Origin of the sequence: Streptomyces sp. NPDC091292 (assembly GCF_044757265.1) — a bacterium.
In the GTDB taxonomy this organism is placed as follows: domain Bacteria; phylum Actinomycetota; class Actinomycetes; order Streptomycetales; family Streptomycetaceae; genus Streptomyces.
On the sequence record NZ_JBIVUQ010000030.1, the window covers coordinates 1 to 22397 of the forward strand.

Sequence of the window (22397 nt, forward strand, 5' to 3'; positions counted from 1 at the left end):
GAACGGGGCTATCCAGGACGGCTCCGACGCCGTGATCACACCAGCCACCACAAGATCATCTCACTGTGACCAGCAGTTACGGGACAACCCTTAGTGCGACGTCGGAGTCGGCCGCCTCGGCCCTCGCGGGCTCCCCCGTCCGCCAGCCGGTCACGAGATACAGCTCATTTTAAGGTAGATCCGCACCTCGTCGGTACGCAGTTCTTGGATGTCGACCGTAATTTCGTTGTCGCACCCGCCGATCCTGTTCAGGTAGACGCCGTTTTCGAATTGGACTCCACGGGGGATCTTCTGCCATTCCCTCTCCAGGGAGGATCCCTCCATCTTTTGCAGGCTCAGGTCGGTCCCGACTCCGTCAAGAAATTCTTCCAATCCCTTTCTGGAGGTGTCGAACTGCAACTCTCCACCGCTGCCGGACCAGTCCTCCTGTTCGCAGTAGCGCAGGTTCTCTGCCGCAGCGGGAATCGTGAGCCCATAGACTCGACGAACCTCCTTGAGGCTTCGTCCATCGGTGCAGCCTTCGTACATCCGCGGGTCAACTTGCCTAGCGGGCTCGATGCCCACCCCCGCACGAACTGTGGCGCAGCCCCAGCACGAGAGGGCGAGGAGCCCTGGGACAACGAACCCGAAGGCCACTCTCCGTCCGTTTGGAAACTTTTTCATGTCGGCCCCTTCCCCATCGACTAGAAATCGTGCAGCGAACTAGTGCCGAGCAGGTCGTATTCCTGCGCGTGCCCATGTTCGTGGAGATCTAGGAATTGTCCCAGATCGATCGTCAACCCGGTGTACGGAATGGCCGCCACCTTCACCCTGTCGAAGTGATGCGGTACTTCGTCCGACCAATGGCGTTCTTGGCGTCAAGTCCCTTGAATTCGCCGTTATGCCACCCACTGTCCGCGCCGAACGAGCATGCCTTGCTTCCCTCGAAACGGTTGGCCGCTTCCAATCCCCAGTCCCGTAGCTGTCGCTTGATGAGAGTTCGTATCCCCTTGTCATCCAACAGGTCGTCCACCGTGCCCGCGTCGAGGACACAATCGTCCCCGCTGGCCCCGCGATAGTCCATCGCATCCCCTGAGCTGGGGTGTTGCGAGGACCACTAGAACCCAAGACGCACCTGACGGGGCTTCGAGTTTGCAGACCTACACCCGTCGCGATAGACCTGAATTCCAGCAGGTCGGAAATTCGGAAAACGCAAGGCTCGGCCCATTTTCACCAACGAAGGCTACTCGCCAATCAAGGCAACATGCCGCCGTGGCTTTCAGTGAAACTGCGAGAGACTTCCCGGATTTCAGGATCGCTACTCGCGGCAGCTTTGCCAATCACGGCACCCAGAGCGTCCCACGCTTCAACCTCGGCCAGCACGTCAGCCAATCTGAGATAGTCTTCGGCTTCACCGTCAGATAGGCACTCCAGTGCCACCCGCGCGAATTGCGATGGATCAACTTCTTTCCGAGCTGCCCGGATCGCCTCGCGGGCGGGCAGCGCCCACCCGGTCGACAAGGAAAGGTCAACCAGTAGATCGAGTAGCTTCGGAACGTCTTCAGGGAAGAGGCGGAGGAAATCCAGAGCGGCAGACCGATCCCACGCCGAACTGCTTGAAAGTGCCTTCGCCAGCAAGTCCACGCGTGAGGGCGACTGGTTCACCTCGGCGCGACATCGAGCGACCTCTTGCTCAGCTGCCACCAAGGCTCGCCATTCCTCTATCTCCAGGGCATCTCTTTCTGGACTCACAGCTTCTTTCCTATGTTCTGCCAGTTCATCCCTTGGATGAGCCCTACATACTCATCGAACGACATGCGACGCGTTGGGTAGATGGTGTGGTGGCCAAGCGCGCGCGGACCTCCGACCCCTCTGCCGTCGGCGATAACGCCCAACCCGTCAGGAAGTGGACCCGTAGGGGTACGAACCTGCCCCTTCAGTCCGATACGGCTAGCGTTCTCCCCCGAATCAAACGTCGAGAGCCCCTGCACATCCAGAGATTTCAGTTGCTCAGCAGTAGGCCCATTGACGAAGCCGTCTGCATCCACATCGATATCTTTCCCTGGGCGAACCCTCGGCCCACCCACCGTACACAGAGGGCAGTTGCTGTTGTGAACGAGTACCGGCGTGGCCCCCCGCGAGCACATAGTACGTGTGCTGCGCGAACCCTCTCTATCTGCGTATTCGCAGATCAGCGGCGGTTTCGGGTTCCGCTGTTGTCCGTGCTTGTGCGGGGAAATCCGTGGGTGTTGCCGTCGCTACTGCCGTCAGCGGCTCGGGCCGCACGGGTCGCGTTACCGCTGACGCGCTGTCGGCGCGGGGGACTTTACTGCCACGCGCCGGGCTCTGTGCGGAGGAGGGTGCGGACGGTTTGCTCGTAGTGCTGGTGGCCGGTTCGGGCGCAGTGTTCGGCGATCCAGCGGGTGAGTTCGTCCGGGGTGTGCAGGGTGCCGGATTCGGCGCCGCAGTTGTGTTCCTCGCCGGTGACGCAGACCGCTTCGTGGCCGGGCAGTGCCAGGGGGTCCGTGACGGTGGCCACGTGGTACTCGCGGAATCGGTAGCGTGTGGCACTGCGGGACTGCACGTCGGTGTTCACGGAGTCAGGCATACTCCGTCACCTCGTCCGGGTCGGGGAGGCGTTGACCGCGCGAGCCGGCGACCCTGAGCGCGTCGGAGAGGGCTTCGGTCAGCCGGCGGGCCAGCCAGCGGTATTCGGTAGCCGACAAGGTCTTCGCGTCAGGAACCATGGTGTCCCGGGCGTATCCCAACAGGTCCTCGCCCATACCCAGCTGTATGGCTTCGATGTTGTCGGCGAGGTTGGCGAGGTAGCCCTGGCCGTCGGTGCTCAGGTAACAGGGGTGCCCGCCCTCGGTGGTCCACGGCAGCAGTCGCGGCCCCTGCGCGGTGAGCCCTCCGGGCTCTTGTGTCGCTCGCTCGGCCATCCTGATTCCCTCTCCTCGGCTCGACTCGGGGCTACTGATCACGGTCTCGCTGGTGTGAGCCTTTGGGAGTAGCCAGCGTGTCTGCCTTTCTGTCTGCCAAGCTGGTTGGGTGCGGGAGACGATCGGGGAACTGGTCAGGCGGCTGCGTCTGGCGCGTGGGTGGAGTCAGGGTCGGCTCGCCGAGGCGCTGGCTGAGGCTGCGCCTGGGCGTGTTCCTCCGACACGAAATGACGTGTCCCGCTGGGAGATTGGGAAGCGGTCCCCGCGCAAGTGGCTGCCGTTCCTCTCGCGGGTGCTTGAGGTTCCGCGCGAGATGCTGGAGGCGGCGAAGGTTGTTGCGCCTGTCGAGTCCGCTGCGCGCGTACGGTCCGTGGCCGACTTCCTGCCCGAGGGCGACCCGCTGTCCCCGCTGAGCGCCCGTACGGGCCGCCGGATCGGGGCCGGGCAGGTGGTCGACCTGGCCCAGCGGGTCCATGGGCGCTGCGGCTGGCCGGCGACTTGCTGTACGGCAAGGATCTGATCGGTCCCGCCCTGCGCGAGCTGCGGACGGCGGTGAAGCTCTACCGCGAGGGAGTGCATACCGAAGAGGTAGGCCGTGAACTGTTGCGGGCTATCGGCGAGTTGGCTCAGATCGCCGGGTGGGTGGCGTCCGACGCTGGAGAGCATGTCGAGGCGGAGCGTATCTACCGGCTCGGCATGAGCGCTGCGCGGGCCGCGGGGGACGGCGTGCTGTCCGGGAACGTTGCGGGTTCGCTGGCCTACCAGTGGAGCAACACCGGGCACGCTGCCGACGCGGTCGGGCTGGCCTGTGCCGCGCTGGAGGATGCCGGTACGGACGCCCCGCCGAAGGCTCGTGCGCTGTATCTGGACCGGGTGGCCTGGGCGCATACCCGGGCCAGGCAGGACCGCCCGGCGATGGCCGCACTGGGAGAAGCGGCCGAGGCCCTGGCCGAGGACTCGGCCGGCACCGGATCGCCGTCGTACCTGTACTGGATGGACGCCGGGGAATTGCAGGTCATGGAGGCCCGCGTCTACACCGAGCTGAGGCGCCCGCTGCGTGCCGTGCCGCTGCTGACGGACGTGCTCGGACGCTACGATGCCAGCCACGCCCGGGAGTTGGCTTTGTATCTTTCGTGGCTGGCCGTGGCCTACGCCGACGCCAACGAGCCCGAGGCCGCCGCCACGACGACGAGCCGCATGCTCGATCTTGGTCAGAGCGGTAGCGAACGCACAGCAGAGCGCACGCGGATCGTGCTGGACCGCCTGCGTGCCTTTCGAGACGTGCCCGAAGTCGCCGAGCTGCTGGCGTCCTGACCACCCTTGGTGCACCACGACACGGAACGGACATGCTGGCCAGTGCCGAGGCATCTGGCAAGAAGCCGGCCTGAGTGGGAGGGGGTCCCTCGTCGGTCGGGCAGCTTTGCCGTGCCAGGGTTCGCCGGGGGCCGCCAAGGCTCACTTCGTGACGCGTGCGCTCGGCCTTGGCGGCCCCCGGGGGTTCCTGGTACGCCTCCGGTGACCGGGCGGCGAGGGACCTCCTCCCGCGCCCCCCGAACCCCACATCACGACGAAGCCGCACCCAACCCACATGCCCACCCCCTCGGAGGGAGGGCCGGGGTCTGGGGCGGAGCCCCGGAAAGGTTCGTTGTGCTCACTGTTGCGCGCCCGGTCCGGCGGGGTCGTCGGCGAGCGGGGCGGAGACAGGAGCGGGCGGCGGCCCCGTGGGACCGGGCGCGCGGGCCGCGTCAGCGGGCCGCCTTGATCAAGTAAAAAAACTCTGAACAGCTTGAACTGGAACGGCAGTTCACAGCCGAAGGGGGCTGCTGGTGGCCTCGCCCCCGCTCACGGCCCTCCACCGTGCGGAAGCGGCACCGGTGCTGCATCTACTCACGGTGCCCCAGGTGATGGCTCGTCTCCAGCTCGGCCGCTCCGCCGTCTACGACCTGCTCCGCACCGGGCAACTCGGCTCGATCACCCTCGGCCGCGCCCGCCGCATCCCCACGCACGCCCTCACGGATTTCATCCGCACCCGCATGGAAGAGGAAGCCGCCTGATGACCTCGCCCCGCTACGCGCTCCCGTACCCGTGCGAACGGCGACGGAACCGTCTACCAGCGCAAGGACGGACGGTGGGAAGCCGCCGGATACGTGCTGGCCCCCGGCAACACCCGCAAGCGCGTCCGCGTCTACGGCACCACCCGCAAGGACGCGATGACCAAGCTCACCGAGAAGATCGCGGCCAGCAACCGCGGCCTCCCCGTGGCAGCGGCCGACAGCACCGTGAGCGCCTACCTCACGTACTGGCTGGACGGCGTCGCCGTTCACCACCTGCGGGAGAACACCCACACCCGCTACGCCGCCGCCATCCGCCTCCACCTCAACCCCGGGCTCGGCGCGAAGATGCTTGCCCGGCTCACCACCCGCGACGTTCGCACCTTCCTCGATGGACTCCGCACCACCTGCCAGTGCTGCGCATAGGAACGGGACGCTGCTCGACGGGCCTGCTGCGCCATCGGCCAGTGCTGCGAGAAGCGACTGTCACCGCTGACCGTGACGTACGTCCACGCGGTCCTCAAGTCCGCCCTAGAACACGCCGTGCGCGAGGACGAACTGCCGCGCAACGTCGCCCGGAACGTCAAAACAACCGCGCCCCGCCCCAGGCGCTTCCAGCCCCTCACCGCCGCCGAAGCCCAGCGACTCCTTCATGCGGCCAACGGCGAGCGGCTTCACGCCCTGCATGAGCTCGCTCTGCGCACCGGACTCCGTAACGGCGAACTCCTCGGCCTCCACTGGGAAGACCTCGACCTCGACGGCGGCACCGCCACCATCCACCGCTCACTCCAGCGCACCCGCAGCCAGGGTCTGACCGTCCTGCACACCAAGACCCTGGCATCCGAGCGGCGCATCGCCCTCCCCACCGAATGCATCAGCTCCCTCAAGATCCGTCAGGAACGTCAGCAGGAGGAGCGCCAGGCGGCCGGAACGAGCTGGACGAACAACGGCCTCGTCTTCACCACCCCGAAAGGCAGGCCGCTCGACCCCACCAACCTCACCCGCCGCTTCCGCCGCCTCCTCCACGACGCAGGACTCCGGACGATCCGCTTCCACGACCTCCGCCACTCGACCGCCACCCTGCTTCTGGAACAGGGCATCGATCTCGTCGTCATCAAGGAACTCCTCGGCCACGCCCACATCGGCGTCACCGCCGGCGTCTACGCCCACGTACGCCTCCGCCTGCAACGCCAGGCCATCGACACCATGGGCGATGCGCTCGGCCTGACCGACGACGACCCCAACGACCCACCCACTGCAGTCGTCGTCCACTGACGTTGCCGTCAGCGTTGCCGTCAAACACCACAGCAGCCCCACCAGAAACAAATTCTGGTGGGGCTGTGAAGTAATTCAGCGTGACCGTTTACGGTTTAAATGGCTACTCATTAAGTTCCTCGCCTCGCGCCACAAGCTGTCGAGTCGCTTTCTCAACAACCTGATCCCAGGGATATTTCAATAGTCGCCGCAATGCAGTGGTCGGAGTCTTCGGATGGCCCGCAATCAACGAGGCGACACTATCGTGCCCGTCGACCGAAAGTAGCTCGAGAATGTCAATTGGGCAAGACATCTTGCTTGCGACTCGGTGGCGCACACGCCAATCATTATCGCGCGCGAGCATCCGGAGTATGTCGTCAGGCACGGTTCGATTATTGGCGACCCAGAATCGCATATCCGGACGGCTTGTCACTAGAGCTTCCCAGACCGACAGCGGCGCATCCTCACAGGTTGAACGCCTGCGCTCCACAGGATCTTCGCTCTCCACGAGCCGGACGAAATCGGCAGCAGTCTCGATCATCAGCACACACCACCAGGCTTGACGTTGACCGCCTTGAGGTTCTTAAACGAAATCGACTTGCCAGTGTCGCCCTTATATTTTCCGTCGATGTAGGTGCCGTTAATATCGGCATCCCTGTACCACGCCAAGCCCGTCTTCGACTCAGTGAAGATCTTCCATTGCGAACCGCCATGCCCCGCCATGTCTTTGCTCCACCAATAGACGTTCCCAAGCCGGTCGGCAGGCATCTGATAATACGTCGCTCCGAACGGCCCACCACGCATTACCTTCGTGGCAGCGTCGGGCGTCCAGCCGCCACCAGCATTATGGACCAGAACTGGCGTCTCACCAGCAAGCACATAGTACGTGTGCAGGTCGTCGACCGTGAGGTTGTACATGTCGCGGTCGCCCGTGCGCGGGGTGACCGCGGTGACTCGGACATGCTGGTTGCTCGCCGTGTTCAGGGTGTGGCCCGCGCGGAGTTCGCCGGCGGGGATCCAGGTGTGGAGGGTGTCGTCCCAGAAGGGGTGGTTGGCGGTGGTGTGAAGGGTTTCCGTCTTTCCGTCGGCACGCTGGATCTTGACGTCGACCAGGTCGTAGTCGTGGTTGACGTGGGTGGCGGTGACCTTGCGGAGGCCCTTGTGCTTGCCGTTGGCGGGGTCGGCGGCCTCGACCTTGTCTCCGGGGTTGATGTCGCCGATGGGTTTGGACTCACCGTCTGCCATCAGGACCGGAGTGGCAGGAGTAAAACTGCAATGCGGAAGGGTTCTGGCTGCGCCGACTTCGCCCTCGACCTCAGCGCCTGCGCCCCGTGTTGCCATAAGCAGGGCCAGATCGAACAGCACTTTTCCGGTGCCCTCCGCACTCCTTCCGTTTGAGTAGTCGCCGGATATCTCCTCAACGCGCGAGGTCGCCGCCATCGCGCCGACCAAGGCCGGGTAGGAGCTGATCAACATGCCTATGCAGTCACCATCGAAGATGCACCGCTTGTCGGTGAGGAGTTGCTGGTACGGGGCTTCTACGAGGGAGATGACGCTCGTTTTTGCCTCGTTGACGAAGGTGGTGCCGACGTCACCGATCCAGCCCCGAACGCCGCCGCTTTGCACCGTCCAGCTCTTTGTTGTGATCTTGTTGGAGGCGCAGGTGTAGTAACAGCCGCCGGGCCCGGTACCACCCCGGGGGACTCCGACGTTGCTGCGTTGGTTTCCGGAACGGTCCTTGGGGTTGGGTTCGCTGCGGCCGGTGCCGTCGTCGAGCCACATGCCGGTGGGGTCGCTGTTGGTGACGGGGTTGTTGTCGGCGTAGGCGTAGCCGTTGAGGCTTTGTGCGTCGGCGGTGTCCAGAACCGGGTCTACGCTGATGAACTGGCCGATGCCCGGGTCGTATTCGCGGGCGCCGATGTGGGTGAGGCCGGTGGTGGTGTCCCTACTCTTACCAAGGAATCCCTTGTCGTCTGGCCAGGGGCCGTAAAGAGGTGTGCCTCGGTCTTCGCCGAAGGGGGACACGTAGCGCTTGGTCAGAGCCTGGGTGTCGGAGGTGATGGCGGTGGTGCTGGTGCCGTGCTGGTCACCGGTCAGGTAGGTGATCTTCTCCGTGCCGGACTCGTTGCTGCGCAGGGCGATGGTGGAGCCGGCGTAGGTGTAGTAGCGGTTGGCCCACTTCTTGCCCGCTTTGAGGTGGACTTCGGTGGCGCCGAGGTAGAGGACGGTTTCGCCGTCGCCGGCGGTGTTGCGGCGGATGAGGAGGTTGCCGTCGGGGCCGTAGATGTAGTCGGTGGCGCGGGCGGCGCCGTCCGGGTCCTGGGTCAGGCGGGACAGTTTGCCTTCGTCGTTCCAGTCCAGTTTCTGGGTCGTGCTGCCGGCCGGGCGTTTGGTGGTGTTGCCGTTCGCGTCGTAGGCGTAGCCGGGTGCGGCGCCTGTGCAGGTGCCTGTGGTGATGGTGGCGAGGAGGGTGTGGGGCTGGGTGGCGCCGTCCTTGTAGCAGTAGGTGGTGGTCGCCGTGCTGCTGCCGGTGTGGGTGGTTTCGGTGGTGCGCTGGCCGGCGGTGTTGTAGGTGTAGCCGGTCCAATAGGGGGCGGCTCCACCGAGGTTGGCGGTCGAGCGGCGGTCGGGCGCGCAGTTGGCGTCGGCCGGTGTCCAGGCTTCGGTCAGGCGCTGGTAGCCGTCGTAGGTGAAGCACTGGGTGTCGGCCTTGCCGGTGCCTGCGAGGGTGGTGGTGTCGGAGATCTGGGTGACGTTGCCGGCGGTGTCGTAGCTGTAGTGCAGGTTCAGGGCGTCGTAGGCGTGGGACTGGGCGTGGACCTGGGTCTGCAGGAGCCGGTGGGTGCCGTCCTCGTAGCCGTTGGCGATGTCGATCTTCTTGGTGCCGGTCGCTTCGGAGACGCCGAGTTGGAGGGTGGAGACCTGGGCCAGGTCGGTGTAGGTGGTGCCCAGGACGATGCCTTTGAGGCCGCCGGTGAGGGAGATGGGCAGGCTCCGGTCGGAGTACGCGTAGCGAATGGCTTCCGCGGCCAGCCCGCCTGCCGCGGGCTCATTGGTGAACTGCAGGGTTCCGTCGATGTTGTAGTACGCGGAGAACTTCAGTGTGCTGCTGGCGACGGCTCCGGACGTCACCAGCGGGTCATCCGCCGGCAGCGTGAGGCTGGATGCGGTGACGTTGTAGCGGCTGTCGTATTCGGTGACGCTCTGGGTGTATGCCTTGCCCGCAGCCCCGCCCTGGTAGTGAGTGGAGGTGGCGGGCTGGCCCTTGCCGAAGGGGACGCTGTCGTAGGTGAGGTGCGTGAGTTTGTTGGCGTCCGTCTTCTGCGCGGCCAGGACCGCCGCATCGGCCAGGTTGGCGCCGGACGCCGCCTTCCAGGTGTCGGAGGGCCGGCCGAGCACCTCGTAGCCGGTGATTACCGCCTGCCCGGTGGAGTCCTTGGTCCAGGACACCTGGTCGAGGACTGTGTAGCCGGTGGTCGTGGTGCCCTTGTCCGGGTCGCTCACCGCGATCTGACGGCCGTAGAGGTCGAAGGTGTTGGACCAGGTGGCGCCGTCCGGGCCGGTGACGGTCTTCTGCTTGCCGTCGGGGGTGTAGGTGAAGCGGGTGCGGCTGTACTCCGCGCCGACGGTGGCTCCGTATTCGGTGTCCGCGGGTGAGGTGCCGGCGTACTGGCGGGTCTCGGTGGTGCGGCCGAGGGCGTCGGTGACGGTGCGGGTGGCGGAGCCGCCGGTGAGTCCGGTGGTGGCGGTGGAGTCACCGGTGTAGGTGGTCGTGGTCTGCCACTTCTGTACCCCGCCGACCAGGAACGCCGTGGTCGTCGGGCGCCCGGCCGCGTCGAACCCGGTTTTGGTCAGGCTCGGCGCCTCGCCGTACTCGGCCTGCGTGTAGGTGCCTGACGGGTTGGCGTTGTCGTAGATGTCGGCGTAGGACTCGTAGGCCAGGCCGCGGCTGTCGTATCGGGTGTCGGTCAGGATCCGGCCGCTGGTCGCGCCCGGCGACTGCGTCTGCAACGGACGCAGCAGCGAGTCGTAGACGGTGTAGCTGGTGGAGTAGGTGTCGCCGTCCGGCTTCAGGGTGCCGGTGGAGGTCCAGGAGGGGGCGGTGTTCGAGACGGAGTAGTCGTACACATAGCTGGCGGCCTGCCCGCCCGCGTGGCTGCGGTTGGGCAGCCACACCGCGGTGGTGCGGCCGAGTGCGTCGTAGACCGTCTCCGTGATCCGGTTGTTCGGGTCCCACACCTTTGTGGGCTGGCCGCGGCCCGTGTCGAAGTCGGTGAACGTGCTGTAAAGCTTCGGGCTCCTGACCCAGGTTTCGGTGACCGGACCGGTGTCCGTGGGGGTGTAGATCGTCTTGGTCGTGTTGTTGTCCGCGTCCGTCGCGTTCAGCAACCGGCCCAGCTTGTCGAAGGTGGCCTTGCTGACCGTCTGCCAGGCCGAGGGGCTGCGCTCTCCGCCGGAGACGGCCCCGGGGTAGGCGGAGGCCCGGCCGGTCCAGTTCGCCTCGCCCTTGGTGGGGGTCTGGGACGCCGTCCACGCCGTGGCGGTCGTGCTGTCGTAGACGGTCGCGGTGTCGGCGATGACGTCCCCGGCCGAGGCCGCGCTCGACGGCAGGGAGAGGTCTGCCTCGGCAACGGAACACGTCCTGCCCACGGTCCTGGTCCGGGACGTGAGGGAGGTGATGCCCAGGCCGGGGTTGCGGGCGTACCAGGTGCGAGTGCAGGTCTCGTCACCCGTCTTGGCCGTATCGCCCGCGTTGTCGACGGCGACGGCCATGCCGTAGTCGTCGTACGTGGTGGTGGCGACCGTCGAACGCCATGTCTGCCCGGCTGTCAGGTAGGTGTGCGTGGCTGTTTTGCCGGTGCGGACGTAGTAGGACTCGGTGTCGGCGTACGACTTGTGCTGTGTGGCTGTCTTCTTCGACCAGGGGTCGTTGACGGTGACCGAGACGGGCACGGTGCCGTTGTAGGTGATCTCCTCGCGCAGGAAGCCTGAATAGGGTTCGCTGTCTTTCTGGTCGGCCACGTTCAGCCCGGCGAAGCCGATCCCGGGTACCGATGCGCTTCGGCGCGCGCTGGGGTCGAGGGTGCCGTCCGCCTTCAGGAGCCGGTCGCCGTCCATGCCCTGGAGATAGACGGAGGTCACCTTCGACAGGTCGGAGCCGGATCCCTGGGTGACGGTGACGGTGCGGTAGCCCTGCCAGAGGGACCAGGTGCGCTCGGAAGCCGGGGTGAACGGGGAGTCGTTGTAGTGCCAGGCCGGACCGGAGTAGGTGTAGTGGCTCTCCTGTGTCGCGGTGTGGCCGGTGGGATCGCTGGTGATCACGTCGGTGACCCGGTACTTGTGGAACCAGTCGATCGAGGCGTCCTCAGCGCCGTTGATGTGCCAGTACTGCGGGTAGCAGGACTTCGTGTTGGTGTCCTCGGCCGTCGGCATGTTGCTGCCTCGCACGCACTCCCGGCCCGAGAGAGTCACGTCGGTGATCGCGCCGGTCTCCGAGGTGACGGTGCGGATGCGTGGCTTGGTCAGCGGCAGGATGTCGTCGCGGTCGCCGTCCACCCGGTTGGGGCGCATGTCGTAGGTGAAGGTCACGGGGTTGAGGCTGATCGCCGTGCCGTTCTTCCCGGTGTGCTTGATGCTCTGGAGCGTCAGGGTCTGGTCGGTGGTGTCACCGATGTCCCCGCCGTCCAGGTACTGCTGGGTGAGATCCCAGGTGTCCACCGGTGTGAAGGCGCTGCCGGTTGCCGACCACACCGAGGTGTCGATCCGGGTCAGCCGCTTCCGGCTGAAGAAGCCCGGACCCGTGGCGTCGCAGTCCGCCCCCGACGCACAGATGGTGTCGAAGGGTACGTCCGGCCAGTTGGGGGCGGTGGAGTCTTTCAGCTCCGAGCAGTCGGATGCGGTACAGCGCTCGGCATATTTGAAATCGACCTTGCCCGAGGTCACCCCGGAGAACAGGGAGTCGGCGCGCTGTCCGTAAAGGATCTTGTCGAGATGCCCGCCGCGGTTGTAGGACGCGGTGGCGGTGCTCGCGCCGTTCTTGGCGTAGGAGTTGGACTCCTTGGTGTACCAGTACGACATGGCGTTGCCGTGCGGGTCCTCGACGTAGTCGAGGTTCCACCGCCACGCCTGGGTCACCGAGCGGTCCGCGAAGGAGGTGCCCTGGTCGTAGCCGGGCTCGCCGGGGTCGTCGCCGAACACCGGTACGGTCCAGACGGAGTTGGTGCGTTCGGTGCCGGCGCCGGGCAGCTTGTTCAGGCCGAAGTGGTAGCGGGTGCCGTCCCCGCTGGTGACTGTCCACTTCTCGCCGTTGCCGTCCTCGTTGTCCGCGCCGGTGGACTGCGTCACCGTGGAGGCGTCGTCGTTCTTCAGCCGCCACTTGCCCGTGGTGTCGTCCTTGACGAGCTCGGACGCCGAGCCGTTCAGGACCAGGCTGGCGTTGTCGAACTTCCAGCACAGATCGAGCTTGTCGGCCTGTCCGTCCTCGTCACATGCCGCGTAGGTGCGCTCGATGTACGAGTTGGCCGACAGGTCGAAACCCTCACCCACCTGGGTGGACTGGTTGTTCGTCGACGCGGTCTTCCCGTCCACCGAAGCCGAGTTGTATCCGAGGGACAGTGAAGGCGCCGGGCCCGGGGCCGGCGGAACCGCCATCGGGTACGACCAGGAGAACGCACCCGACGATCCGCCCGCCTCCCACGTGGCCGCCGGCGACAACTGGGTGGCCGCGTAGTTGCCCGACCCGGAGGCCGACTCACCCGACGTGGTCGCGGCGAGGGCGAGCACCATGGGCGCGGAGGCCGACAGGGTGAGGGTGGCGGTGACGGCTTGCTCCGAGACGTGGTTGGCCGACGCCACCTTCGTGGCGGTACGGCACTGTGCCTTCTCGGGCGTCGTCAGTGCGCACTCGGGGAGCCGGACCAGGCCCAGCCTGCCCGACCAGCCACCGCCGTACGCCGAGGCGAACTCGCCGTACTCCACGCGTACATCGGCAGTGCCGGCCTGCGAGGGCTCCGCCGACAGCAGGACGCCCTTGATTCCCAGATCCGTCGCGGCCCGGTGGCCCAGGACACGCAGCCGTGTCTCCCCCGCGGCCGGCGCCTTCGCGGATTTCGCCGTCCTCGGGGTGCTGACGGCGATCGGCAGGCCGCCGATCAGCCCGGCTGAGCCTGCGGCAGTGACGTTCAGGCGGCCTTCACCGCCGTGCGGCCAGGCCGCCTTCTGCTGGTTCTTCGCGTTCCTGGCCTGGTCCTCGTTCTTGTTCCGCGCGGCAGCGGCCTTGTCACGGGCTGCTTTGGCGCCGAGCCCGGTCACCGCTTCGGTCTTGCTGACCTTCCGCTCCCACAGCGGCTTCAGTTGATGCGACGACTCGGCCGCCGCGACCACGGGCGTCAGCCCACCCGCGGTCACCGTCACCGCCAGAACCAGCGCAAATTTGGCCCGTCCATGCCAACGCCGTCGGCGTGGCACCCGTCTTCCGAACACCAGCAACCCCCATCAGAGTCACAAAGGCAACCGAGGATGATCAGCAGCTCCCCACGCGGGTGCCGCGCTGTACACGTCTTGCACCGCACATGGGTGCGTGTGCGGCCGGTGGCCGGTGCCGCGTCTGCGTGCGGCACCGGCCACGGACCGGTCAGCCGGACACGTCGTCGCCCGCGTCGTCCTGAGCCACCCCGACCAGGTCCCCGACCTGGCTCGGTTCGGCTGCTCCGGCCCAGATCCTGATGTCGGTGATCTCGCCCGGCAGGAAGTGGCCCCACGTCTTGTTCACGAAGCCCTTGCCACCGGCGAACTCACCCGACCCGATCACCGCCGTGTACGCCGTGTCCGTGTCGTTCGGCGTGGACGCCAGATACAGCCGGATGATCCCTATCTGCGCGTCGTGGACCCCGGTCAGACGCACCGCTCCGTCCGACGCAGCTTGGTCGGAGTCGACCGCGGTGAACGTACCGTCGGTGTCGAGGCGGCCGAAGCGCCAGTACCCCACCGGGCGGGTCAGCAACTCCCCCGTCTCCTCGTCGCGGTACTGCTCGGACCCGGTGCGCTGGTACCACAGCCCCCACGCCGAGCCGTCCGCGCTCCGCTGCCCGAGAACCTGGGCCGTGTAGCCGTCCGGCTTGCCGTTCAGGACCTGTGTGTTCAAGGTGACCTCGGTGGTCACCGTGAAGGACTCGCGGTCGTCCACGACCGGGCCCGGTGTGGTGACCGAGTCGTCGACACCGTCGAGCACGATCGCGTCGTTGACCACCGTGGCCCCGCCGTTCAACTGGAGACTCCGCCCGTAGCCGCTGACCGTGTCCGCGAGGGCCGTCGTGCCGGTACTGCCCTGCGGCTGCCAGTTGGCGACCAGTTCCACGGCCCGTGCGCTCTCGTCCGCGTTCAGCAGCTTGGCCACCTTGGCGACCTCGGCATCCGGCAGCGCCGTCTGGAAGACAGAGACCTCGTCGATACGGCCCTTGAAGTAGTTGTTGTAGGTGCCGTACTTGTCACTGTTGCGGCCCACCTGGAAGTTCCCGTCGACCGCCGTCGCTCCCCCGGCCTCGGGGACATCAACCGGATCGCCCTGCCTGCGCCCGTTCACGAACAGGCTCACCGTGTGCGCGTCACCGTCGTACACGCCGGCCACGTGCGTCCACGCCTTCAACGTGATGCCGGGCGACAGGTCGGCATTGGCACCGACATGCTTGCGGACGCCGTTCTCGTACCAGGCCATCAGGAACACCCACCGGCCGACACCGGGCGAGTAGTACAGCGAGAACTCCCGGTTGTCACTGCTGATCTGCGACGCGACCGTACGGAAACCCGTGTCGTCGGTGGGGTAGGCCCAGGCGGAAACCGTGAAGGAGGACTGCGTGTTCACCACCGGCCCCGACGACTCGGCGTAGCCGGTCTGCTGGCCGCTGTTGGCCGTGTCGTTCAGCCACAGCGAGCGGCCGGCGTCACCGGTACGGGAGAAGCTGGACCAGCCGGCCCCCGCCTCATGCAGCGTGAGGTCGTGCCGGGTACCGGGTGCCGTCCCCGTATCGGCCGCCTTCGTCGCTCCGGAACCGGGTGCCGCGTCATCGAAGTGCCACCGGCCCGAAGGGCCTTCCCCCTCGGCGACATTGAAGCGGACCGCCGTGGTCTCACCGGACTGGCCGGTTCCGACACTGTCGACCGCCCGCACGCTCAGTACCTGCACCCCCGACAAGGCGGGTTTGACCGACCGGGTGACCGTGCTCGTCGCCGACACCTTCGTCCACGCCCTGTCGGTGGCGAGCTTGTACTCGAAGGCGTTGATGTTCTTGTCGGCCGCGTTCTTGGTGAAGGTGAACTGCCCCGCGATCCCCGGTCCACCGGACGCCGTCGTGCACCCGTCACCGTCGTCCGGGCACACCGAATAGACCGCGCCCTGCGGTGTGGTCACGGCCGGGGCCTTGGGCCGGGTCGAGTCGACCTCGAAATAGCACCAGCCCTTGGCCGAGGCCGTGGTGCTGCCCTCCAGGTAGGTCGAGCCGTTGTCGTAGTAGGAGCGTGTCGACACCCTCAACCGGTACAGGGTGTTCTGCAGCAGGGTGACCGGGGAGTCGACGGTCACCTTCGCGTTGTCCCCGACAAAACCGCTGGAGGGCCGCACCGGCTCGGTCGCCACGACCGACCAGGTGCCGTCGGTGTCCTTGCGCTGCACGTAGAAGTGGGCCCGCAGACTCGCCCCGCTCTCCCCGCCCGGCGCGGTCTGCACCTGGGCGCTCAGCGGCGGCGTCGGATCCGAGATCCACGCCGGATCCGACGCACTCGTCTCACACGTGTTCGCCACCAGAGGATTCGTCGGCACCCCGGGCTCGGCGACAAAAGTGACCGCCAGCACCGCGTCGTTCCTGAACCGCTTCCACGCCGACGTGTCCCCCTCGTCCTTCGCCTTCAGCATCAGCGTCAGACGCGAGAACTTGCCGTCCGCGAACGACCTCACCGTCGGCGTCAGATTCTCGTAACTCTCCTTCGGATCGTCGTTGAACTCGATCGGCGCCGCCGGAGTGTCCGGATCACACGCCGAGCCACGACCCGCCGACACATTCCGGTCGCCCACCAGATCGATATGCGTGGGACGCGACCCCCACGTGGTGGAAGACGAAATGTTGCCCGTCCGGTACAACTGCACCCACCGCGGATCACACTGGAACGCCCACGGCTCCGTCACCCGGAACGTGGCATCCAGGACGTGCTTGCCCTTCAGCTTCGCCGGGGAAAACTCGAAATACAGACGCTGCACGTATCCGGGACCGCAGTAATAGCCGCCCCACGACGCGCACTTGCCGACCCCCTGGCCCAGGTTGTCGCTGCCGTTGCCCCAGCCGTAGGACTCATAACCGTCCGACCGCAACAGCGTGCGCTCCGCCTCACCCCAGGACACCGAAGGATCGATGTTCAACGGGAAGTCCGCCGCGTCCGTGCCCGCGAGCATCCCCGCATCGGGCACCACCGTCAGCGAGTCCGCCTCGACCCGCGTGGCCACCGCCTTGACCGTGTCCCCGGCCCGCGGCTCAATCCCCGGCTCCCCGCCACCGGCATCTGCCGCCTCGTCAGAGTCAGAGGAGGAGGTACGTGCCTGGGAGGACCCCTGCGCGGGCGGTACGGTGTCGCCGGAGCCGGCCGAATCCCACATCTGCGCCCTCGGAGCGCGGAACACCCAGTTGCCGTTCTCATCGACCGCCCGGTAACCACCACTGTCGTGCCCCACCACACTCAGCCCGGCCGTCTGGAGCGAGTACTCGATCTGCTCAAGTCCGGGCTGCGCGGCAGCCTGAGGAGTCTTCACGACCAGTACATGCCGGAACCCCTCGGCAGACGCCGTGATCCTGAGATCCACACCGTCCAACACGTCCCGGTACAGGGCACTCGCCCCGGTCAGCTCCGGCTCGGGCAGCGCCCGGGGCCATCCCAGCCCCAGAGACCGGCCATCGTCCTCGATCCGCACCAGCGGATCCCGCGACCCTCCGCCCGAGAACGCCATCGACACCGCCGCGGCCTTCGGTGCCACCGTGCCGTCCTGCTGCCGCACCAGCGTCGCGTCCGGAGCCTGCCACCCACCGCCGGCCACCGGCACCCGCACCGGAACCGCCGACTCCTCCAACGTCATGGTCGAACCATCCGGGTTGGCGTACACGGTCGCGTCCGACGACCGCTCCCCCACCACCTCGACCCGCTCACCCGTCTCCGCCGCCTTCGCCAGCGCCCGCGCGGCCTCACTCTGCTCAGGCGGGTTGTCCGACACGGCCGAAACACCGGACTGCGGAACTGCGCCCGCCACCCCCGGCAGCGGACCCAGCACCAGCACACCGGCCGTCAGTACAGCCAGCGCACCACTCGACCAACCCGGTCTTCGACCACGCACACACATCCCCGCTCCCACCCCTTCAGATACGAACCGAGCCAGGCACCAAGCCCTTTCAAATCCGCCACATAAAACACCAGCACCCCTCACACGGCAATGATCTTGAGAGGGGAACGAGACACCATAAACGAATGGCATTTTATCGACCCATAAAGACATGACCTCCAGATTGGAAATGTCGACGACAGGTTAATGGATCTGTAATTTCACATGGAATCCAAATTCCTCGCAGATGACTTCTGTGATTGACCGGCGGCACACCTTCGGCCAGCCGCCTGCGCAGCGAAACGCGAACCACCCCGATTTGACAGGCCGTTGGCCGCCTGTGAGCATTCCCCCAGCGGCACGCTCAAGCCCGCCGAGGACGATCCGGCCGGCGAAGCCCTCGGCCAGTTACATGGCACAGCAAAGTATGGCCGAATTCCATCAGCGAAAAATCACCCTGGTTAGGTGATCGGGCGCCGACCCGCGGCAAAACCCATGGCCCTCATCCCTCAGGTGCGGTCAGCCCGTTCCGTCCGTGAGGGCCGGCCGCACCTGGCCCGCATTCGCTCTACTGCCCGGTGCGGTAGGTCATGCCGGGTCGCCGCCCTTGTTGATCCAGGACCGCACCGCCCCCGTGTTTCTGTCGACCACCAGGTAGTCGGCGCGGCCGTCGCCGTCGATGTCCGCGAGGACGGTTCGTTCCTGGTCGCCGGCGCCGACTCCGGACGCGATCTGACCGCGCGGGACCCATACGGGGTTGCCGCTCGGGTGGCCACCGCGGTTCAGCCACGCCCGCACCGTCCCGGTGATGTTGCCGACCACCAGGTAGTCGGCGCGTTTGTCGCAGTCGATGTTCGCGAAGACGACCTGCTCGTTGGACCCGTGGCCGGTGCCGGAGGCGATCTCACCGGCCGGGACCCACACGGGGTTGCCGCTCGGATGACCGCCGCGGTTCATCCACGCCCGCACGGCTCCGGTGGCCCTGTTGACCACCAGGTAGTCGGCGCGACCGTCGCCGTTGAGGTCCGCGAACTCGATTCGTTCCGTCCGTGGGTTGTGGCCGGTGCCGGAGGCGATCTCACCGGCCGGGACCCACACGGGGTTGCCGCTCGGATGACCACCATGGTTCATCCACGCCCGCACCGCCCCGGTGCCTTGAGTGACCACCAGGTAGTCGGCGCGACCGTCGCCGTTGAGGTCCGCGAACACGATCGGGGAATCGAGACCGCTGCCGACACCGGCGGCGATCTCACCGGCCGGGACCCACACGGGGTTGCCGCTCGGATGACCGCCATGATTCATCCACGCCCTTACCGCCCCGGTGCGGTCGTCGACCACCAGGTAGTCGGCACGCCCGTCACCGTTGAGGTCCGCGAACTGGATCTGCTCCTGCCGCGGGTTGTGGCCGGTGCCCGAGGCGATCTGGCCGCGTCCGATCCAGCGTCCGGGGGTGTCGCTGCAGGCGGGTTCGCGGATGGGGTCGGTGATCCAGCCGGCGCGGATGGCCCACCCGATCTCCTGGGCGAAAGCGTGTCCCATCTTCTGGTAGCCACCGTCGTTGGGGTGCAGGCCGTCGACGAGATCGGCGGTGGTCATCATGCTCATATCGACCAGGCCCACCTTCTTGCCCGCCCGCGCCCGCGCACCGACCAGGCTCCTGACCTTGGCGTTGAACGCCGTGATACGGGCCTGGGTGGTCGGACTGGCGGCCGGGACGAGCGTGGCGACCAGCACGGTCACGCGAGGCTGGTCCTGGAGGATCTGGTCGATCACCGCGGCGAGCCGGTCCGGCGCGGTGGCCACCTCGTGGCCGTTGTTCATGTCGTTGGTGCCTGCCATCAGCGTCACCACGTTCGGCTGATAAACGGGTACGGAGGCATGCAACGCCTGCCCGATCTCCGCGATCTGCCAGCCGCTGTGTCCTTCATGGTCGGGGTCGCCCATGTTCCCCGAGCGCTGGGAGCCGACGAAGTCCAGCGTGGCCCCGTTCACCAGCATGCTGTTCAGATCCGACCACGCGGCGAACCGGTAGCCGTTACCGTCCGACGACCCGAATCCGGTGCTGATCGAGTCACCGCCGACCATCACCCGCAGGGGCCTGTCGGCGGCCACCGGCGGGAGTCCCCACTCGGCGATCCCGTCCGGAAGGAGGTCGGCGATGTCGCGCAGTACGTCGGCGACCCACCCCGCGGCGCCCCGTGCCCAGGCGAGCGGCTGGTCCCTGATCGCGTAACTGACAGCTCTCGCGGTATCCGGGAACGCGTTCTGCAACCATCTGATGAAGGAGGTCTTCGCGCCGGCCCACAGCGCTCCCTTCAGCGCGCCCAGAAAGGTCTTGGCGATGGCTTTCGGGTCTTTGAGCGTCCCGTCGAAATACTGCGTGACCAGGCCATTGAGTAGACCTCCCGAGAATCCGCCGAGGGTGGGACAGGCCACGGCCAACTCCGGAAAGAATACGAAACAGGCGGCTGTGACCGCCGCGTTCGTCAGCCAGCCGACGGCCATCGCGAAGAAGTACTGCTTCCACGTCTCGGTCGTCCCCACATCCGAGGCAGGGACAGTGAGGGAAAGGGCCGTTTCCCCGGCGATGCTCACCGTGCCGTCGAAGTCCACCCACTTCGCTTCGCCCTCTTCGGCGAGGTCCACCGGGTGCTTTTCGAACTCCTCCCGGATCGTGTCGCTCAGGAGGGGGTGTCTGTTGTTGCTCTCGTCGAGCAGTTCCCGCATGAGTTGTGGGTCGAAGCGGATGCCCGGGTCAAGGGTCAGTGTGATGCTTCCGTCGTCCTCGGCCACCATTGAGGCAACCGCGGCACCGGAGGCACCTGCGGCGCCGGGTATGCCCCCGGGCGCCAGCGACGCGGACCGCTTCGCCGAACTGTCCGCGCCCTCCAGCCCGGCGGCCGGCCCGGCGGCCCCGGCCAGCAGCAGGGCCAGCGAGACCACGAAGGCCACGAAGGCCACGAGGGAGCGCGCCGCCAGTGCCCCCAGTACCCCCACTGCCCCAGATACCCCAAGTCCTCGGGTTCCGCGTCTCTTTCTCCCCGTACTCGATAACCGCATACGGTCGCGTTCTCCTTCCGGTCCACGGCCCGCCAAGTGCGGTGAGTACGCGGCCCGGTGACCGCCGTGCACGTGAACTGTCCGATGGTTGTGGAAGAACGCGAGGATCGGAACCGGTCTGCCGGTCATTTGAAGACGGCCGGGCCCGTGTCCGGCGGTCGGCGCAGTGCCCTGGGAAGGATGAACCACAGCCCGCCGAACATGGTGAGCGTGCAGGCCGTGACGATGACGGCCGCGGTCCTGCCGAGAACGACGTCGATGAGCAGGAGAGTCGCGCCGTTGAGCGCGAGAGCGAGGAAGGCGAGACCTGCTTCGGCGAACTTGGCCGACAGGGCGACGATCCGGGCCTTGGCACCCCGGTGGAACAGCCCGCGGTGCAGTGCGACCAGAGTCGCGAGCAACGCCGAGGAGACCACTGTCAGGAGCAGCGTCACCACAGATTACGGTCGGCCCGCGCCGCCGGGGACTCCCGGTCGAACGGAGAGAAACTGCTGCCCGGCGGGACAGGCACAGGAGACATGACGCTCGTTGTCGTCCACCCGCGCGCCCGGTTCACGCGACGCACCGGGAGTTCGTCACCGCCGGCAACGAGCGCTGGAAGACGACGCGGTCGCCGGCGGCCACTACCGGTTCAAGCCCGACAATCTCTGACATTCACCAGGACCGACTGACCGGCCCTTGCCCGTCACTGGTCATCGCCGGATGCCTGCCGGGCAAGGAACTCCTCGAACGCCGCCCTCTGCTTCGCGTCCATGAAGCCCTGGCGGACATCGCGGGCCTTCTCCCGGAGCCAGTGCGCCTCGTCGGGGGGCAGAAGCTCGGCGACCACCACGCCCTCGCGGGCAACCGCCGTACGCCCCCCGACGCGGCGACGGAACAGTGTGAACGCGCCGAATTCCACGGGGTGGGCGAGTTCCGGCTGTTCCTCCGCCACCGCCCGGCTCTCTTCCGCGGCTCCACTCGCCGGGTAGGCGGTGGGGGCCCAGTGCTCCCAGAGCGCCAGCATCGCAGCCGGCACCAGCACCGCGCGTTCCGCCCGTTCACGCCCCTCCCACAGGAACGTGACGGTGACGGGTTCGCCCACCGCCTCGGCCAGCCCGAGCACCCTCTCCACCTCGTCGTTGACCGGGTGACCCACCACTACATCGACCTCAATGCCCATGGTTCCCGAGGCTACTTGCCGCATCTGACAACCCGGCGCGTACTGGATGTACCGCGATGCCGAACGTTGTGCGGGCCGTCGGCGTCGTAGGTGCAGTCGATCTCGAAGGGGTCCATGACTGCCGTACGCTCGCTCGCCCGGTCCGTCTCCGCCGCCGCGCTGTCCGGGGGGCTGCTCTGCGCGACCGCCGCCTGCGGCACCGACGTGCGCCCGGAGTCCGCCGCGCCCCCCTGGCAGGAACCCTCCTCCTACACCTACACGCTGACGTCGAGTGAAGGGGAACGCGCCCTGATCGGGGCCTTCCGGGTGACCGTTCGGGACGGGAAGGTGACCAAGGCGCGCGGCCTCGACTCCAGTGCCCGGCGCATGGTGCGGGACCTGCCCGACCAAGTCCCCACCCTCGGCGCCCTGTTGGCCGAGCTGGACCAGGCCCGCCGCGACAAGGCGGACACGGCGGAGGCCGAGTACGCGGCCGACGGCCACCCGAAACGCATCTTCCTGGACTGGGACAGGAACGCCGTGGACGACGAGGCCCTGTACGTCATCAGCGCCTATGAAACGGCGGGCGGATGACCCTCGGTGATGATCTCGGC

At 66.9% G+C, this 22397-nt stretch carries 15 protein-coding genes and 1 pseudogene; 5 read left to right on the top strand and 11 right to left on the bottom strand.

Going from position 1 to position 22397, the window contains the following annotated elements:
- Positions 1-150 precede the first annotated feature (150 nt).
- From ACIQNU_RS40245 to ACIQNU_RS40265, 5 genes are all read right to left on the bottom strand, one after another.
- Positions 151-564, bottom strand: a complete 414-nt coding sequence (locus ACIQNU_RS40245) for a hypothetical protein (protein WP_401376576.1) — start codon at positions 562-564, stop codon at positions 151-153.
- A 241-nt stretch (positions 565-805) separates the two neighbouring features.
- Positions 806-1063 (bottom strand): hypothetical protein, encoded by a 258-nt coding sequence (locus tag ACIQNU_RS40250; RefSeq protein ID WP_401376579.1) that lies wholly within the window; start codon positions 1061-1063, stop codon positions 806-808.
- Between the two features lie 170 nt (positions 1064-1233).
- Positions 1234-1683: a hypothetical protein gene (locus tag ACIQNU_RS40255; RefSeq protein WP_401376582.1), complete on the bottom strand. Its 450-nt coding sequence runs from the start codon at positions 1681-1683 to the stop codon at positions 1234-1236.
- A 622-nt stretch (positions 1684-2305) separates the two neighbouring features.
- Entirely contained in the window at positions 2306-2587 is a 282-nt protein-coding gene (locus ACIQNU_RS40260) for a hypothetical protein (protein WP_401376585.1), read from the bottom strand.
- Complete coding sequence (locus tag ACIQNU_RS40265) at positions 2580-2921, bottom strand: hypothetical protein (RefSeq protein WP_401376588.1); 342 nt, start codon at positions 2919-2921, stop codon at positions 2580-2582. Before ACIQNU_RS40265 ends, ACIQNU_RS40260 begins: the two co-directional genes overlap by 8 nt.
- 232 nt (positions 2922-3153) lie before the next feature.
- On the opposite strand from ACIQNU_RS40265, the gene ACIQNU_RS40270 reads away from it, so the two are divergent.
- The 4 genes and pseudogenes from ACIQNU_RS40270 to ACIQNU_RS40285 all read left to right on the top strand — a co-directional run.
- The gene (locus tag ACIQNU_RS40270) at positions 3154-3441 is read left to right on the top strand and encodes a hypothetical protein (protein WP_401376591.1); all 288 of its coding nucleotides are present in this window, start codon (positions 3154-3156) and stop codon (positions 3439-3441) included.
- Complete coding sequence (locus tag ACIQNU_RS40275) at positions 3420-4235, top strand: hypothetical protein (protein WP_401376593.1); 816 nt, start codon at positions 3420-3422, stop codon at positions 4233-4235. The genes ACIQNU_RS40270 and ACIQNU_RS40275 overlap by 22 nt, the downstream gene beginning before the upstream one ends.
- Before the next feature lie 512 nt (positions 4236-4747).
- Positions 4748-4975, top strand: coding sequence for a helix-turn-helix domain-containing protein (locus ACIQNU_RS40280; RefSeq protein WP_401376596.1), 228 nt, complete (start codon positions 4748-4750; stop codon positions 4973-4975).
- Between the two features lie 9 nt (positions 4976-4984).
- Positions 4985-6247, top strand: a pseudogene (locus tag ACIQNU_RS40285) (tyrosine-type recombinase/integrase); the annotation flags it as partial.
- 103 nt (positions 6248-6350) lie between these two features.
- On the opposite strand, the gene ACIQNU_RS40290 reads toward ACIQNU_RS40285, so the two are convergent.
- The 6 genes from ACIQNU_RS40290 to ACIQNU_RS40315 form a co-directional block, all read right to left on the bottom strand.
- Positions 6351-6767 carry a hypothetical protein gene (locus ACIQNU_RS40290; RefSeq protein WP_401376599.1) on the bottom strand — a complete coding sequence of 139 codons (417 nt, stop codon included), beginning with the start codon at positions 6765-6767 and terminating at the stop codon, positions 6351-6353.
- The gene (locus tag ACIQNU_RS40295; protein WP_401376602.1) at positions 6767-13639 is read right to left on the bottom strand and encodes a polymorphic toxin-type HINT domain-containing protein; all 6873 of its coding nucleotides are present in this window, start codon (positions 13637-13639) and stop codon (positions 6767-6769) included. Before ACIQNU_RS40295 ends, ACIQNU_RS40290 begins: the two co-directional genes overlap by 1 nt.
- Positions 13640-13859: 220 nt before the next feature.
- Positions 13860-17477: a LamG-like jellyroll fold domain-containing protein gene (locus ACIQNU_RS40300; protein WP_401376605.1), complete on the bottom strand. Its 3618-nt coding sequence runs from the start codon at positions 17475-17477 to the stop codon at positions 13860-13862.
- A 693-nt stretch (positions 17478-18170) separates the two neighbouring features.
- Positions 18171-20579, bottom strand: a complete 2409-nt coding sequence (locus ACIQNU_RS40305; protein WP_401376607.1) for an FG-GAP-like repeat-containing protein — start codon at positions 20577-20579, stop codon at positions 18171-18173.
- A 188-nt stretch (positions 20580-20767) separates the two neighbouring features.
- Entirely contained in the window at positions 20768-21076 is a 309-nt protein-coding gene (locus tag ACIQNU_RS40310; RefSeq protein ID WP_401376610.1) for a DUF6328 family protein, read from the bottom strand.
- A gap of 251 nt (positions 21077-21327) precedes the next feature.
- Positions 21328-21804 (bottom strand): hypothetical protein, encoded by a 477-nt coding sequence (locus tag ACIQNU_RS40315; protein WP_401376613.1) that lies wholly within the window; start codon positions 21802-21804, stop codon positions 21328-21330.
- Between the two features lie 114 nt (positions 21805-21918).
- Here ACIQNU_RS40315 and ACIQNU_RS40320 point away from each other — a divergent pair, with 114 nt between their 5' ends.
- A complete protein-coding gene (locus ACIQNU_RS40320; protein ID WP_401376615.1) occupies positions 21919-22377 on the top strand; it encodes a DUF6174 domain-containing protein in 459 nt (152 codons plus the stop codon).
- Positions 22378-22397 lie beyond the last annotated feature (20 nt).